Genomic DNA, 16,216 nt, shown 5'->3' with positions numbered 1-16,216 from the left:
ACTATTGAATTTATTTGTTAATCAATAAGTTAATATTTTGGAATAATGTCTATTTTTTTATTCCGGACTATTCACAGGGTGACGTTAGCCGGATGCCGCATCCGGAGCGGGAATGCGGCGCACACCCAATGCAGCTCAGGACAGGCGGTTTTTTTCCATGCTAAACTACGCCGCATTTTTCGGGACCAACGACGGGAATTGGACATGGCTGGTCATAGCAAATGGGCAAACATCAAACACAAGAAAGCTGCTGTTGACAAAAAACGCGGCAAAATCTGGACTAAACTGATCCGCGAAATCACTGTGGCGGCGAAAGAGGGCAAAACTTCCGACCCCAACGCCCATCCGCGCCTACGGTTGGCGGTGGACAAGGCACTGGGCGCCAATATGCCGAAAGACACCATTGAAAAGGCATGCAAACGCGGCTCAGGTGAAACCGGCGCGGACAACTACGATGAAGTCCGCTACGAGGGCTACGGCCCTGGCGGCATCGCCGTGATCGTCGAAGCCATGACCGACAACGTCAACCGCACGGTCGGGGAAGTGCGCCACGCTTTCACCAAAAATGGCGGCAACCTCGGCACCAACGGCTCGGTCGCCTTCCAGTTCAAGAAAATCGGCGTGATGAACTTTGCCCCTGGCGTGGATGAGGAAAAGCTGATGGAAGCGGCACTTGAGGCTGGCGCGGACGACATCCAGATGGACGATGACAATTCCGCCGAAATCATCACCTCGCCGGAAGACTTCACCGCTGTCAAGGACGCGTTGGTCGCCGCCGGGTTTACGCCGGCTCTTGCTGAAATCACCATGCGCGCCGACAACCTCACGCTGGTGGATGATGACATCGCTGAAAAGCTGCTGAAGATGATCGACATGCTGGAGGACTTGGACGATGTGCAGGAAGTCTTCACCAATGCCGATTTCAGCGATGAAGCCTTGGAGGCGCACGGTTAAGGTGGCGTTGCGCCGCATCCTTGGCATTGACCCCGGCTCCCGCCAGACCGGCGTTGGGGTCGTCGAAACGGATGGGCAGCATACCCGGCATATTTTCAGCACCTGCCTGCGTTTGGGCGATGCCCCCTTGCCTGAACGGCTGGGCGTCATTTTCAGCGAAATCACCCAGATCATCCACCAATATCAGCCACTCGAAATGGCGATCGAAAGTGTGTTTGTCTCCAATAACGCTGCCTCGGCGCTCAAGCTGGGGCAAGCGCGCGGTGCCGCCATTTGCGCGGGCGTCACTTGCGGCCTGCCCGTCGCCGAATACAGCCCCAAGGAAGTCAAACAGGCCACCGTCGGCAAGGGCGGCGCTGACAAAACCCAAGTCCAGCACATGGTGAAATACCTGCTCGGGCTGCATGGACGGCTGCAAGCCGACACTGCGGATGCGCTGGCCGTCGCCTTGTGCCATGCACACGCCAGCCACTTGAAAAACCGCATTTCCCAAGCGATGAACCGGTAACTGACATGATTGGATTACTGCGCGGCAAACTGCTGACCAAACAACCGCCGGATTTGATGCTGGATGTGAATGGCGTCGGCTATGAGCTTCAGGCGTCCATGACCACTTTTTACGACCTACCGGAATTGCAGGCGGAAGTCACGCTGTATACCCATTTCGTGGTGCGGGAAGACGCGCAACTGCTGTTCGGCTTCAGCTCCCAGACTGAACGCGAACTGTTCCGTCACTTGCTGAAAGTCAACGGGGTTGGCCCCAAGATGGCGCTGGCCATTGTCTCCGGCATGAATCCAGCAGAATTTCGCCAAGTCATCCATGCTGGCGACATCACCCGTCTGAGCCGAATTCCCGGTGTCGGCAAAAAAACCGCCGAACGCCTGATTGTGGAACTGCGCGACCGCTTGCCGAAAACAGCAGACGCTGACACGTCCAACATGCCCACTCCAGCTTTCACACCTAATGTATCTGTCAGCGACGAGGCGATTAATGCTTTGCTTGCGCTTGGCTACAAACCTGCACAAGCCAGCCAAATGGTTTCCGCCTACGAAAACCAGGGATTGACTGTAGAAGAAATGATCCGTCAAGCGTTACGCGCCAGCCTGAAGTAGCACATTTTTACTGCCAGATTGTCACCTCGCGCCTGCCTGTCATGCCCAAAGTGTCAATCCTGTCACTTTCTGACACTAAGAGATGCCTACCTTATTCTTAATAAAATAATATTATTATACAATAATAATCATGAAATTAATAAGTTATCTCAATCCATGATTGCTTGGCATAGGGGTTGCAATAACTCTGGCGCAGACTGAGACGGCAAACAAAAAAAACAAGAACTAGAAGGTCTGCAAGGGACAACAAAAAAAACAAGAAAGGGTTAAGGAAAGCATTTACCAGCAAGCCCCAAGAGGCAGAGAGCAGGCATAAGCATCAATAACAATAAAGCGCCTGACCATGCCTCGACTCCTCTGACCCCTGCGGATAACGCGGGGGACTTTATCCGGAGTCCAGTTGTTGGGAACAGTAACAACAAGTTTCAGCAAGCCCCAAGAGGCGGAAAGCAGCCATCATCAATATCAATAATAAGTTGCTGCTCGCCTGATGATGTCCTCCTGCATGATGGGAGGACTCTCACCACAGTAAGGAATTGCTTACTGCTGGGCGTCGAAAAGTGCTAACAACAACAATAAACTTATAATAATAACTTTCGCCCGTGTTGACTGCCCCCGTTCGCCGGGGGCGTTATTTTTCCGGATAGACGGAATATCAAGGCTTTCAGGACACCACCCTGTCAAAAACCCACGCAAACCTTCCACCACTGTTCATACAAACAGGATAACTCGTCTATTTTTGCTTTTATCCATCAACTCCCACTTTAGGATCTTTAATGACAATTGAACTTGACGCTAACAAAAAATAGTCATTTAATCCTTTATCCATAAAACTGATAGATGAAACCATGACAACATTTGTAAACAAGATTTTGGTCGCTCTTGGAGAACCAGCGGTTGGTGCCAATGCCAAACGCTACGAAGCGGCGTTGTTGGATGGGGAGGCTGTCCTTGCCGAATATAAAACCGTTAGGGATTGTCTCGTGTTAACCAGCAAAAGGATTATGAGTATTGATGTGCAGGGCATAACAGGCAAGAAGGTAGAAATTTTCAGCCTTCCTTACGCCAAGATCACTGCCTATTCGGTTGAAACAGCAGGAACGTTTGATCTTGATGCAGAATTCAAGGTGTGGGCATCGGGCCTTGGAATGATGGAATTCAAATTCATCAAAGGCACAGACATTGCGAAAGTGAACAACATCTTGGGCAATCATACCATGTAAGCGAAACAGGCTCGCCTAGGCTTGACAGAACCTTCGCCACTCACTGATGGCATTGTTTTCATTCAGCTTTATACGCCGCTTGTCCCTTTTCTTCATGCTTGGCGATATTCCAGGCAACTTCCATTTGTTGCAGGCTGGCTTTCTCCAGGGAAATCCCTTCTGCCAACAACAACGCCTCCACCCTCTGGAAGCGTTGTTCAAACTTGCGGTTGGACAGGCGCAAGGCATTTTCCGCATTGACCCCCAGCAAGCGCGCCAGATTGGTCGCCCCCATCAGCACATCGCCCACTTCCTCCTCGATACGGGCAAAAGGTTCGCCCTTGCCCACTGCATCGGCCACCTCCTCCAACTCTTCATAAATTTTAGGGACGACTTGCCGCCAATCCTCCCAATCAAACCCAACCCGCGCGGCTCGTTGCTGGATTTTCTGGCTACGGCGCAAGGCTGGCATAGCCGCCGGAATGCCAGCAAAAAAACCCTCCGCATCTGCCTTAGTGGAGCGTTCATTTTGCTTAATATTTTCCCATGCCTGTTTTTGCGCCCCTTCATCGGCAAACACAGCGTCGCCAAATATATGTGGATGCCGCCGGATCATTTTGTCCGTAATCCCTTGGGCAACGTCGTTGAAGTTGAATAATCCTTGCTCACTGGCGATCTGTGCCATGAACACAACCTGGAACAGCAGGTCACCCAATTCATCACATAAGGCAGCGGCATCATCCCGATCTACGGCATCCGCCACTTCATATACCTCCTCCAGCGTGTGCGGCAAAATACTCCGCCAAGTCTGCTTGATGTCCCATGGACAACCTGTTTGAGGATCGCGCAAACGCACCATAATCTTCAGCAATTCATTGATAGCCATATAACTTAATCCGTTTTCCCTTGCATAGCATTCACCTGTGGCGTATTGTGCGTTTGTCGTGCAATATACACAATTGTGGTATTAATGCTACGCTCAAGAGTGAAGCACAATGCCAATTCTTGAATTCAAAACCAGACATTGAAGGAGATCAACATGGCTCTGAAAATAATCATTGGTGCCGGTATGGCCATCCTGACGATAGCCAGCACCGCTCAGGCTGTGGATGGCAAATACCTCCAGAACAGCGATGGCCAAGCAGTCAAAAACAGTGTAGAAGAAACCTGCGTGCAAGCCCAGTACGGCAGCATGCCGGAAGGCTGTGAGGCGGCTCCCGCCCCTGTTGCCGCACCTGCGCCAGCCCCAACGCCACGCGCGCACGTACTGGTAGCGCCAAAAGTCAAAGCGAAAGGCAACTACAAAGGCAAAGTGCAGATGGATCCGGCTTCTCGCGCAACCATGCAACGCTATCAAAAATAATGGCCTGTCGGCGGCTCATCTGCCTCTTGTTGGCGACGCATCTTTGAGGGAAGCATAGGGCAATGGGCTGTCACCACTCGCCAAGAAAAATCCTGCCAAACTATAGGCACTTAACACCAAATTAACCTATAATCGGGTCGGTTGTTGTATATTTAAGACACTCAGTCATTACTCGGCCTTCTGCAGACAGAATCAATATTCCAGGATTGCAGGAGGATCGGAATCAACAATGTAAACTCATAACCAGGCTTAAGGAGATCACAATGACTCTGAAAAAAGTTGCAGGCATCAGCATCGCCGCCTTGATGGCAGGCATGATGATTACCACTGCCCATGCAGAAGATGGCAAATATGTCCAGAACAGTGACGGCCAAGCTGTCAAAAATAGTGTAGAAGGAACTTGCGTCAATTCCCAGTTCGGCAGCATGCCAGAAGGCTGTGAAGCGGCTCCGCCTCCGGCTCCACCCCCAGCGCCTGTTCCGCCTCCAGCTCCGGCACCTGCCCCGATCAGGCAAATGACCCTGAATTCCGACGCCAACTTCGACTTCGATAAGGCGACGCTGAAACCGGCTGGCAAAGCCAATTTGGATCAGTTCCTGGGTAGCTTGGCGGGCGCTAAAGTCACTGGCATCGGCGTGGTAGGCCACACTGACAGCGTAGGCTCCGATGCTTACAACCAGAAACTTTCTGAAAAACGCGCAGTCGCAGTCGCTGACTACTTGGTCAGCAAAGGCGTGCCTGCTGCTGCGATCCAGGCGTCTGGCCGTGGTGAATCCCAACCAGTTGCCAGCAACAGCACCAAAGCTGGCCGCGCCACCAACCGCCGCGTAGAAGTGACCGCCTCTGGTACCCGCTAATCTGCGCTGTTTGAGCAGGCTGTCATGACATAGGCACCTGCCTTCAAGCGAAAAAGCCGGGCATTGCCCGGCTTTTTTTTCAAATTAACGGACGTTCCATTCCTTTCTAATATTCGGCTAGAATACTAAGCTTTTATTTTTGACCGGGTCGCGCTTTTCCCGCCTCAAAATTCTCTACAACCCATCTGGAGACAGACAATATGTCAATCAAAGTAGCTGTACCCAAGGAAACTGCTGAGGGTGAGCGCCGGGTTGCCATGGAATCCAGTGTCATCGCCAAACTCAGCAAACTGGGGGCGGAAGTCCTGATCGAAGCTGGGGCTGGCGGTGCTGCACATATCCCTGATTCCGCCTTTACAGGCGCAACCATTGTTCCATCAGCTGCCGAACTGTATCAGCAGGCGGACATTGTGTTGAAAGTCCAACCCCCTTCCGAAGCTGAAATCAGTATGCTGAAAGCAGGCTGCGTCCTGATCGGCTCCCTGCAACCCTATAAATATCCGGAGCGGGTGGCGGCGCTCAAAGCCCGCAATATCACCGCGTATGCGATGGAACTGATCCCACGCATTTCCCGCGCCCAAGCGATGGACGTTTTGTCCTCCCAGGCGGCGGTCGCAGGTTACAAGGCCGCCATCATGGGCGCGGATTTGGCACCCCGCTTCTTCCCCATGCTGACCACCGCCGCGGGCACCATCCGCCCCTCCAAGGTCATCGTGATCGGCGCAGGCGTGGCCGGTTTGCAGGCGATCGCCACCGCCCGCCGCTTGGGTGCGGTGGTGGAGGGTTATGACGTGCGTTCCGCCACCAAGGAGCAAGTCCAGTCCCTCGGCGCAAAATTCATCGAGCTTGGCATTACGGCGGAAGGCGAAGGCGGTTACGCCCGTGAACTGACCGCAGAAGAAAAGCAGCAGCAGCAGGATGAACTGGCGAAACACATTGCAACAGCTGACGTGCTGATCACGACAGCCGCAGTCCCTGGCCGCCCATCCCCGAAAATCATTCCGGAATCCACCGTCAATGGCATGAAAGCTGGTGCCGTCATCATTGACTTGGCGGCGGAAGGCGGCGGCAACTGCACCTTGGCCCAGCCGGGAGCCACCATCGTCCACAACAACGTGGTCATCCATGCGCCACTGAACATTCCCAGCCAGGTTCCGGCGCATGCTTCCGAAATGTACGCCAAAAACTTGCTGAACTTCCTGGCACCGATGTTGAAAGACGGCCAATACCAACCGGATTTCGAGGATGAAGTCATTGCAGGGGCGCTGCTGACCCACGCAGGCGAAATCACCAATGCAGCCATCCGCCAACTGGTTGAAGGAGCAAAATAATGGACGGTTTTATCGCGCTTTACATCTTCATGCTGGCGGCGTTCACCGGCTATGAAGTGATTTCCAAGGTGCCTGTCATCCTGCACACACCGCTGATGTCAGGCTCCAACTTCGTCCACGGCATTGTGCTGGTCGGTGCCATGGTGGTGCTGGGGCAAGCTCACGGTGCCATGGAACAACTGGTTGGCTTCATCGCCGTGGTGCTGGCGGCAGGCAATGCGGTTGGCGGCTATGTCGTCACCGAACGGATGCTGGAAATGTTCAAAAGCAGCAAGGGAGAAAAATAAGCCATGAACCTGTTTGTGGAAATCTTTTACTTTGCGGCGGCAGTGCTGTTCATTATCGGCCTGAAGCAAATGTCCTCGCCGGTTACGGCGCGGCGCGGCATTATCTGGGCAGGCGTAGGCATGGTGCTGGCCACCCTGATCACCTTCGCCCATCCGCAGATCAACAGCAATTACCTGCTGATCCTCATCGGCATTGCGGTGGGCGGCGGCATTGCCTGGAAAACTGGCAAAACCGTTGCCATGACAGATATGCCGCAAATGATCGCGCTCTATAACGGCATGGGTGGCGGCGCGGCGGCGGCCATCGCCGCAGTCGAGCTGATCAAACGCGAGCCAATGGAGCCGCTGGTGCAATTGCTGGCCATTTTCGGCGCGCTGATCGGTTCCATCGCCTTCTCCGGCTCCCTGATCGCGTTTGGCAAGCTGCAAGGCATCAAACAATTGCGCAACGCCATGCGCTTCAAGAACCAGCAGATCTATAACGGCATCCTGTTCGCGGTCGTGGCGTGGATGGGTTTGGGCATCGCCACCAGCGGCACCGACTACGGCATGTTCATCCTGTTCCTGTTCTTTGCGCTGGCACTGGTTTTCGGGGTGATGATGACATTGCCAATCGGTGGCGCGGACATGCCGGTGGTCATTTCCCTGTACAACGCCTTCACCGGCCTTGCGGTCGGTTTTGAAGGCTTCGTGCTGGAAAACCCTGCGATGATGATCGCTGGCATCGTGGTCGGCTCCGCCGGTACGCTGCTGACCCAACTGATGGCGAAGGCCATGAACCGGCCTATATCCAATGTGCTGTTCAGCAACTTTGGTGAAGGCGGCGGCGAAGCCTTGGCGGTCACCGGCAGCATGAAGCCGATCGAAGCGCCTGACGCCGCCATCATGATGGCGTTTTCCGAAAAGGTCATCATTATCCCCGGCTATGGCATGGCGGTCGCCCAAGCCCAGCACAAAATCTGGGAAATGACCAAACTGTTGCAGGAACGTGGCGTCACCGTCAAATTCGCCATCCACCCGGTGGCGGGGCGCATGCCAGGCCACATGAACGTGCTGCTGGCGGAAGCGGGCGTGCCGTATGACATCATCTACGACCTGGATGAGATCAATGAAGAGTTCAAGACCGCCGATGTGGCGCTGGTGATTGGCGCCAACGACGTGGTGAACCCTGTGGCGCGCACAGACCCGAGCAGCCCGATTTACGGCATGCCGATCCTCAACGCTGATTACGCCAAAAACGTCATTGTCGTGAAACGCGGGCAGGGGGCTGGCTTCTCCGGCATTGAGAACCATCTGTTCTTCGCCGACAACTGCCGGATGCTGTACGGTGACGGGCAAGCGGTCGCCAATGCGTTAATCACCGATATTAAGGAATTATGAACGTCAAGTCTTGACAATCGCTGAAAAAGCCCGGACTTTTCCGGGCTTTTTTGTGAGTTTTCCACACCATAACTTTACCTTCATATTCCACTTATGCTGCGTCAGCGTAAATGGGCAACCAATAATTATCTTATTGATTTTAAAGAAATAGATTGAATTGATTATTTTTTAGTCAAAGCGTAAAAGTGCTTGCTGGACAAGGCTTACAAGCGGCTGAAGGCCATTCTTCCACAGAGTTATCCACAGGTTCTGTGCATAACTGAAATTTCTGTATATGTAGCAAGGATTTGTTAAGTTTTTTACAAAACTGCTGTAACTTTGCCCCTCAAAACGCATGCGCCCCCCATCGGAAATTCCGCTACACTTGCCGCATGAGCCAGATCCCCCGTATCGCGCAAATTGCAGTCCCGCGCCCATTGCACACCCTCCTCAGCTACATCATCCCCGAAGAGCAGCAACCCCTGGCAGGTGCGCGCGTACTGGCCCCACTAGGAAAGCAACAAACGGTCGGCTTGGTCATCCACACGGAACAAACGCCCGTATCAGGGACTGAATTCGAACTCAAACCTGTGACGGAAATCCTCGACCCATTGCCATTGCCAGACCCACATCTGTTGGAATTGCAGCAATGGGCCGCCCGTTATTACCACCACCCGATTGGCGAAGTCATTTTCAGCACATTGCCCGCCGCCCTGCGCAAACCCAAACCCTTGTCCGCACGGGCGCAGAAACTGTTGCTTCCGCCGACCACAGCAACCGCCAGCGCGGGGCAAGCCATACCGGGCGATGGCTTTTCCCTCACCCAGGAACAACAGCACTGCCTGCACAGCATCCAGCAATGGAACCTCACCCCTAAACCGCCCCCGACCCTCTTGCATGGCATTACCGGCAGCGGCAAAACAGAAATTTACCTGCGCCTGATCGCCCCGTTGCTGGCCGCCGGAAAACAGGCGCTGGTGATCGTGCCGGAAATCGGCCTGACACCCCAGTTGCTGCTGCGCTTCCAACGGTATTTCGGCGCTATCCCGCTTGCCTGCCTGCACTCCGGCCTCAGCGATGGCGAACGCCTCAAGGCTTGGCTGCAAGCGCGCAACGGGCAGGCGCAAATCATTATCGGCACACGGTCAGCCATCTTTACACCCGCACCAAATCTGGCGCTGATCGTCATTGATGAGGAGCACGACGCCTCCCTCAAGCAGCAAGAAGGCTTCCGTTACCATGCCCGTGACCTCGCCATCAAACGGGCGCAAATGCTCAATATTCCCGTTGTCTTGGGCAGTGCCACCCCCTCGCTGGAGTCGCTGCACAACGCGCAAAGCGGCCGCTTCCATTATATCCACCTTGGCCAACGCCCCGGCCCAACGCTCACACCTACCCTGCAAATTCAGGACACGCGCCCATTCGAGCTGCAAGCGGGCCTGACCCCCACCAGTTTGCAAGCCATCCACCAGACCCTGGCGCGCGGCGAGCAAGCGATGGTGTTCCTCAACCGGCGTGGCTTTGCCCCGGCGCTGTATTGCCCCGCTTGCGGCTGGCAAGCCGTCTGCAACCATTGCAGCGTCAACCTTACCTGGCACGCCCGCCGCAACCGTCTGGTTTGCCACCACTGCGGCGCAGAACAAGCCACGCCGACACAATGCCCTACCTGCCGCCATCCAGGGCTCACCACGCAAGGGCAAGGCACCGAACGGCTGGAACTGAGCCTCCAGTCCAGTTTCCCGGAATTTCCAGTGGTGCGTATCGACCGGGACAGCACCAGCCGTAAAGGGGAACTTGAAGGCAAACTTGCCACCGTGCGCAGCAATGAACCCCTGATACTGGTTGGCACCCAAATGCTGGCTAAAGGCCATGATTTTCCCAATCTGACCTTGGTCGTGATCCTCGACATTGACCAATCACTGCTCAGTACCGACTACCGCGCCTTGGAGCGCCTCGGCCAATTGCTGGTGCAGGTGGCAGGCCGCGCCGGACGGGCGGAAAAACCAGGCAGGGTCATCCTGCAAACCACCCAGCCCGACAACCCCTTGCTGCGCCAATTGGTAGGGCATGGCTACACGCCCTTTGCCAAGCAATTGCTGGAAGACCGCAAACGCTGGCGTTTCCCCCCGTTCGGCCATCAAGCGTTGCTCCGCGCCAGCAGCACCGCCAGTATGGAGAAAGCCTTGAAATTCCTGGAACACATCAGCCAACTACTGGCCTCGGCTGAAATGACAGGCGTGCAACGGCTAGGGCCAATACCTGCACCAGTAGAAAAACGCGCCAACCGCTACCGCGCCCAATTATTGTTAGGCAGTGAACAACGGGCGCAACTGCATCTTGCGCTGCGTCAACTGTTGCGGCAGGAACACAGCCTACCGGGACGCTCCGGCATCCGCTGGTCCATTGATGTCGACCCGATTGAGTTGAGCTAGATTTTACTTGAAAAATACCCACATAAATCATTAATACTTGGAGTTTTGCTATACTGGCAAGTGTACTCCAACAAGCGAGACCCCAACGATGACCAAAGATTTCAAGAAACAGACGGCATCCGAAAACGCTTTTGGGCAATACGGCGTAGGCTGGATGGCGGGCGGAATCACCATTGGCTTGTTAATCGGCGCAGGCATGTACGCGCTTGCCAACAAAGGCAGCATCCCTACCCCAATTGCCGCCACAACAGCGTCAAGCACCACTGGCACAGACATGCATGCCGCTGATGGCAGCACCGAATCCCCTGCCGTGACGCAACAACCGCAAAATGCCAGCATGCAAGATGTGTCGGCTCCAGCCAATGAATCACCTGATGAAGAAATACCCGGTTTCAGCTACCATGCAGTGTTGCCGCAGCTGGAAATAGCCGTGCCGCTTTCGGCTCAAGCTGAACAGCAAGCTGTCGCAAAGCCAGCCACCGACAAGAAAAAAGACAAGACGGAAGCCCCTGATGCAGCCAAAAAAGATCAGGCGAAAAAGGATCAGGACAAAAAAACCGTAGAGGAAACCGGCAAGGGAAACAGCAAAAAAGCTGAAACGCCACCAGCGGCGACGGCGGTACCAACCGGTTTTAATGGTTTCCAAATCGGCTCCTACAAAACCGCCCAGCAAGCCACCGATATGCAGAACCGTCTGAAACGGAATGGCCTTAACACCCGTGTCGAACAAGCCAGCATTAATGGCGCAGTCTGGTTCCGGGTGCGCCTCGGCCCCAGTTCTTCACCGGATATGCTGCAAAAATGGCGGCACACCCTATCCGGAATGGGGATTAGCCCAATGGCCGTGCGTATGTAATCATTGCCTCCGGCGGGTGATGGCCACCTGATTGATGGAACCGATCCTTTGACAGGCACCTGATGGTGCCTTTTTATTATTGTGGGAACTACTTATGGCGATTTACGCAATTGGTGATTTACAAGGCTGTTATGATCCCTTTATGCGCCTGCTGGACAAGCTCCATTTCGACCCGTTCAAAGACACACTGTGGCTGACAGGCGATCTGGTCAACCGTGGCAGACAATCCCTGGAGACGTTGCGTTTCGTGCGCTCCCTACGCGACGCCGCCATCTGCGTGCTGGGCAATCATGACATCAGCTTGCTCGCTGTTTTTCACGGCTTGCGCAAACCGCACAAAAGCCTCCGCACCCTGTTGGATGCGCCGGACTACCCGGAACTGATCCAATGGCTGAGTCAGCGGCCTGTGCTGCATGTTGACAACGCCCTCGGCTATGCGCTCAGTCATGCAGGCATTCCTCCCCAATGGGATCTGGCGACTGCGCAAACCTGCGCCCGCGAAGTCGAACAGGAACTCCGCAGCCCCACAGTTGCAGACTGGCTCGGCAAGGTTTACGGCGACCAGCCGGATCGCTGGAGCCCTGACCTTCCAAAGCACGACCGCCACCGTTACATCCTCAACGCCTTTACCCGGATGCGCTATTGCCGTGTTGACGGCAGCCTGGATTTCCAGGCCAAAGGCGATCCCGCCACGGACAAAAACCCTGCAATCGTATCTGGGGAACTTATTCCGTGGTTCCAATATCCAACCCGATGTGATTTAAGTTTGACCACCCTATTTGGACATTGGTCCACATTGGGCTATTATCATACAAATCAAGTCATTGCGCTGGATACCGGCTGTGTATGGGGCAGCCAACTCAGCGCCATCAGAATCGATAGCAACAACAACCAACAACTGATCTGTATTGAATGTGACGACTATGGGCGAGAAGAAAGAAACAGTCCTTCCGGGTAATTATGCAGGCACCATCAAGGTGACGGTGCGAGACAGGGATTATTATGTACACACAAGCGCTCCCATGCCGATGATGCCGCTGGAAGACCTGGAAAAAGCGCTTGAAAACAACCGTTCAATCCTGAAAACCAGCCAGCAGCAGATGCGTGAAAACTTCGTCAAGGAAGCCTTCGAATACGCTGCACCGTGGCTGGTCAACTACGACAGCCCCACCCAAGACGCCATTCAGGCGCACCTCAACATCAACATGCTGATCCCGCTGATCAACCTGAAAGGCGGCCAAGCCAATTTTGAAAAACCCGAAACCTTGAATGTGCAGACCCGGATGGAACTGATGCGCAATATTGCGGAAAAAAGCGTCTTCATGGATCAGCTATCTGCGCATAACCATGTCCACACCGCCATCGCCATGAGTTTTGTGTTGGTTGTGTTGCTGGCGCTGGTGTTACTCTGAAATTGCCAGCGCCTGCTGCTCCACTGTCAACTGCAACACTTCCGCCACCGCTGCCTCAATCGCTGGCAAATCCGGAATGAAGCACAGCAGGTGCGAAGCCCGCACCTGACGGGCGACATACGGGCAACGCTGCACATTTCCGCCATGGTCATCGCGCAAGGTGTCAGGCAGAATCTCCAGCGTGTTCAACCCGCCTTGCACCCGCAAAGCCACAAACGGCAGCCCAGGCACAGCCGACACTGTATGCAGGATCAGGCACTTGCCTTCATCCGACTCGCCTGCCTCTTCCTCCATGCACAAGGACTCCAGCGACACCACTGGAATTTGCCGGTTGCGCCAGTGGAGCCAGCCCTCCACACCAGGATGCATGGAAGGTGCCAGCTCACTGCCAGCCACCAATTCCGCCATCAAATTAAGGGGCAGGATCACACTACCTTTATACAGCCGGACAATCAGGCATTTGATGGCGGGTTCATAACGGGGTTTCATGCGGTCACATCCTCCCACACATGTGAATTATCGGGTTCATGGCCGGTCGCCAGCACTTCCTGGATAGCGTTCAGCAGCACTTCGTTCTGGTAGGGCTTGCCAAGGAAGCCGGTGGCACCCAATGACCCGGCGTGCTCACGGTGCTTATGGGCAGTGCGGGAACTGATCATGATCACCGGCAATTGCGCCCATTGCGGATCGCGCCGCAAATGCCCAAGCAATTCAAAGCCATCCATACGCGGCATTTCAATATCCAGCAACACCACATCCGGCTGGAACTCATCCATCCGCTCCAGCGCTTCCATGCCATCTTTCGCCGCCATGACATGATACTCACGGCTATTGAGGAATTTTTCCGTCACCCGCCGCACCGTGATCGAATCATCCACCACCAGCACGCGCGGCGGCCCGGCGGGTGTCTCTGGCCTGGCTTCCGCCGCCACTGCATCTTTCGCCTCTCCCCGTCCGGCAAAGGCCAACTGCGCCAGCTCGGCCATATCCGGCACCAAAAAGACGCTGCCGTCGGGCGCAACCGTCGCTGCTGAATACAACCGGCAGTTCTTGAACAAACTCCCCAACGGCTGCAAAACAACTTCCCGCCTGCCCCGGATGCGGTCAATCACCCAAGCGACCGCCTGCCCTTGCGTCAGGACGAATACGACCGGAAAGCGCTCCTCCGCTTGGAAAAGCTGCTCCCCTCTTGAAGCCCCCAGCCAGTCCGCCAATTGGCGCAACAGGTAATGCTGGCCCGCAAACTCCACGCTCGCCCCTTCCGCCTGCAAAGCTTCCTGAATTTGCTGACCGGTCAGGCGCGCCAACCCTTGCACACCGGCAATTGGCAAGGCGTACACCTGGCCTTGCAATTCCGCCAACAGCACCGGATTCACGACCAGCGTAAACGGCAGGCGCATGATGAATTCCACCCCCTCATTCGGCTTGGACTCAATCTGCAAGCTCCCGCCCAACGCCTTCAGCTCCGAATGCACCACATCCATGCCAATGCCGCGCCCGGCGATCTGATCGACCGTTTGGGCAGTGGAAAATCCCGGGCGCAGGATCAGCCGGTCCAATTCCGTCTCAGGCAATGATTGGTCTGTACTGATAAGGCCCATGGCGACGGCGCGTTCATGCAAGCGCTGCCGGTCAAGACCACGCCCGTCATCACGGAAACGGAACACGATTTCGGAGTCATCCCGGCTTACGCCCAGGATAATCCTGCCAGCCCGTGGTTTGCCTTGTTGTGTGCGCTGTTCAGGTGTTTCAATACCATGGGCAAGGGAATTGCGGATCAAATGCTCCAGCGGGGCGGTCATATGTTGCAGTAAATTGCGGTCCAATTCGCAATCCTCGCCCTGAACCTCCAGCGTCGCCTCCTTGCCCAACTCGCCCGCCACCTGCCGGGTCAGGCGCCGTAACCGTGGCACCAACATCGTCACCGCCACCAAACGGGTGTTGAGCAATTCCTGTTGCAATTTGCGGGTGGTGCGCATGTCCACTTGCAGCAATTGCTCGCCTTTGCGCACTTGGGTGGCCAAGTCGGCCTCCAGATTCACCAAATCATTCAGGCTTTCCGCCAGTGAACGGGAAATTCGCTGAATTTCGGCGTATTGGTCCATTTCCAAGGGGTCAAAACCATCCTCAATGGCCCGCCCAGCCGCCCGTTTGCTGCGCCCATCATGAATCTGGGCTTCACTCTCAACTTCCAACGCACGAATTTGTTGGCGCAGACGGGCAACGGTGCGCACCAGCTCATCCACATCCATGCTCATGCCGCTGAAATGTTCAGACATCCGCACCTGCTGCACATTGAGTTCAACAGCCCGGTCAATCAGGCCATCCACAAAAACGGCTGGCAGGCGGATGGTTTCATGATTGCCTTGGCTGGTGGAATTGGCGGATTCCCCCGCCTCCAGATCAGCAGCCAACGCCGCCGGGCGGGCAGCGCTGTCAAGCACAGCAAGATCCGGCAGGCTTTCCGCCTGTTCTATCAGCAACCGTTCCAGCATACTGCCAGATTCGGCATGTTCAGCACGCTGCCGGGCCCAAATATCCGTGATTGAAATAGGCGCTTCCACGCCTGTAGCAACCTTATCGGCTTCCTGTGGCGGCGCGTGAACCGCTGGGGTTTCCTCAACCGCAGGCGTCACAACGGTGGAAACGGGCCCAGCATGCTGCTGGTAACCATCCGCCAATGTATTCAGCTGATCAACCGCTTGCTGTAAACGCTCAATATCGCCAGAGCCGACTGCCTGCCTGGCTCCAGCCAATCCACAAAGCAGATTTTCCGCCTCATGGCTAATATCCGCCAGGGAGGTCAGACGCGCCATCCGCGCGCCACCTTTAAGGGTGTGAAATTCGCGTTCCAACTCACGGATAATTTCCAGTTCACCTGGGTTATCGCGCAAGCGTTGTAGGTTCATATCCAGGGATTGCAGTTGCTCAGGCGCTTCTTCCCAGAACAGTTGCCAGATCAAGCGCGATTCATCATCCGCTTCAATAGCCTCCACTGGCTCTGGCTCTGGCTCTGGCTCTGGCTCTGGCTCTGGCTCTGGCTCTGGCTC

16 protein-coding genes are annotated in these 16,216 nt (G+C 55.1%); 13 read left to right on the top strand and 3 right to left on the bottom strand.

The window, feature by feature from the left end; all coding sequences use genetic code 11:
- The first annotated feature begins 204 nt into the window (after positions 1–204).
- From VSS37_RS13770 to VSS37_RS13755, 4 genes are all read left to right on the top strand, one after another.
- Complete coding sequence (locus tag VSS37_RS13770) at positions 205–954, top strand: YebC/PmpR family DNA-binding transcriptional regulator (protein ID WP_324696135.1); 750 nt, start codon at positions 205–207, stop codon at positions 952–954.
- Positions 914–1,462: a crossover junction endodeoxyribonuclease RuvC gene (ruvC, locus tag VSS37_RS13765; protein ID WP_445971492.1), complete on the top strand. Its 549-nt coding sequence runs from the start codon at positions 914–916 to the stop codon at positions 1,460–1,462. Before VSS37_RS13770 ends, ruvC begins: the two co-directional genes overlap by 41 nt.
- A gap of 5 nt (positions 1,463–1,467) precedes the next feature.
- Positions 1,468–2,067, top strand: coding sequence for a Holliday junction branch migration protein RuvA (ruvA, locus tag VSS37_RS13760; RefSeq protein WP_324696133.1), 600 nt, complete (start codon positions 1,468–1,470; stop codon positions 2,065–2,067).
- An 848-nt stretch (positions 2,068–2,915) separates the two neighbouring features.
- The gene (locus VSS37_RS13755; RefSeq protein WP_324696131.1) at positions 2,916–3,290 is read left to right on the top strand and encodes a PH domain-containing protein; all 375 of its coding nucleotides are present in this window, start codon (positions 2,916–2,918) and stop codon (positions 3,288–3,290) included.
- Between the two features lie 58 nt (positions 3,291–3,348).
- Here the strand turns inward: VSS37_RS13755 and mazG are convergent, their stop codons facing one another.
- Positions 3,349–4,155, bottom strand: a complete 807-nt coding sequence (gene mazG, locus VSS37_RS13750) for a nucleoside triphosphate pyrophosphohydrolase (protein ID WP_324696130.1) — start codon at positions 4,153–4,155, stop codon at positions 3,349–3,351.
- Positions 4,156–4,308: 153 nt separating this feature from the next.
- On the opposite strand from mazG, the gene VSS37_RS13745 reads away from it, so the two are divergent.
- The 9 genes from VSS37_RS13745 to VSS37_RS13705 all read left to right on the top strand — a co-directional run bounded on the left by VSS37_RS13745 (position 4,309) and on the right by VSS37_RS13705 (position 13,166).
- A complete protein-coding gene (locus VSS37_RS13745) occupies positions 4,309–4,632 on the top strand; it encodes a hypothetical protein (protein ID WP_324696129.1) in 324 nt (107 codons plus the stop codon).
- 263 nt (positions 4,633–4,895) lie between these two features.
- Entirely contained in the window at positions 4,896–5,489 is a 594-nt protein-coding gene (locus tag VSS37_RS13740; RefSeq protein ID WP_324696128.1) for an OmpA family protein, read from the top strand.
- Between the two features lie 200 nt (positions 5,490–5,689).
- Entirely contained in the window at positions 5,690–6,820 is a 1,131-nt protein-coding gene (locus VSS37_RS13735; RefSeq protein ID WP_324696127.1) for an NAD(P) transhydrogenase subunit alpha, read from the top strand.
- On the top strand, positions 6,820–7,107 hold the full coding sequence (locus VSS37_RS13730) for an NAD(P) transhydrogenase subunit alpha part 2 (RefSeq protein WP_445971491.1): 288 nt from the start codon (positions 6,820–6,822) through the stop codon (positions 7,105–7,107). The genes VSS37_RS13735 and VSS37_RS13730 overlap by 1 nt, the downstream gene beginning before the upstream one ends.
- A gap of 3 nt (positions 7,108–7,110) precedes the next feature.
- Positions 7,111–8,487, top strand: coding sequence for an NAD(P)(+) transhydrogenase (Re/Si-specific) subunit beta (locus VSS37_RS13725; protein ID WP_324696126.1), 1,377 nt, complete (start codon positions 7,111–7,113; stop codon positions 8,485–8,487).
- 371 nt (positions 8,488–8,858) lie between these two features.
- Positions 8,859–10,898, top strand: coding sequence for a primosomal protein N' (locus VSS37_RS13720; protein ID WP_324696123.1), 2,040 nt, complete (start codon positions 8,859–8,861; stop codon positions 10,896–10,898).
- A gap of 88 nt (positions 10,899–10,986) precedes the next feature.
- Positions 10,987–11,754, top strand: a complete 768-nt coding sequence (locus VSS37_RS13715; protein ID WP_324696121.1) for an SPOR domain-containing protein — start codon at positions 10,987–10,989, stop codon at positions 11,752–11,754.
- Positions 11,755–11,848: 94 nt separating this feature from the next.
- Positions 11,849–12,712 (top strand): symmetrical bis(5'-nucleosyl)-tetraphosphatase, encoded by an 864-nt coding sequence (locus tag VSS37_RS13710; RefSeq protein ID WP_324696119.1) that lies wholly within the window; start codon positions 11,849–11,851, stop codon positions 12,710–12,712.
- Positions 12,713–12,776: 64 nt separating this feature from the next.
- Positions 12,777–13,166 carry a hypothetical protein gene (locus VSS37_RS13705; protein ID WP_324696117.1) on the top strand — a complete coding sequence of 130 codons (390 nt, stop codon included), beginning with the start codon at positions 12,777–12,779 and terminating at the stop codon, positions 13,164–13,166.
- Here the strand turns inward: VSS37_RS13705 and VSS37_RS13700 are convergent.
- Both VSS37_RS13700 and VSS37_RS13695 read right to left on the bottom strand, forming a co-directional pair.
- Entirely contained in the window at positions 13,158–13,655 is a 498-nt protein-coding gene (locus VSS37_RS13700) for a chemotaxis protein CheW (RefSeq protein WP_324696116.1), read from the bottom strand. The genes VSS37_RS13705 and VSS37_RS13700 overlap by 9 nt on opposite strands.
- A partial coding sequence (locus tag VSS37_RS13695) for a hybrid sensor histidine kinase/response regulator (protein ID WP_324696113.1) occupies positions 13,652–16,216 on the bottom strand: 2,565 nt, incomplete at its 5' end. The genes VSS37_RS13695 and VSS37_RS13700, both read right to left, overlap by 4 nt.

It is taken from the genome of Candidatus Thiothrix phosphatis (assembly GCF_035668035.1).
Taxonomy (GTDB): Bacteria; Pseudomonadota; Gammaproteobacteria; order Thiotrichales; family Thiotrichaceae; genus Thiothrix; species Thiothrix phosphatis.
This window is presented reverse-complemented; position numbering and strand designations above follow the sequence as displayed.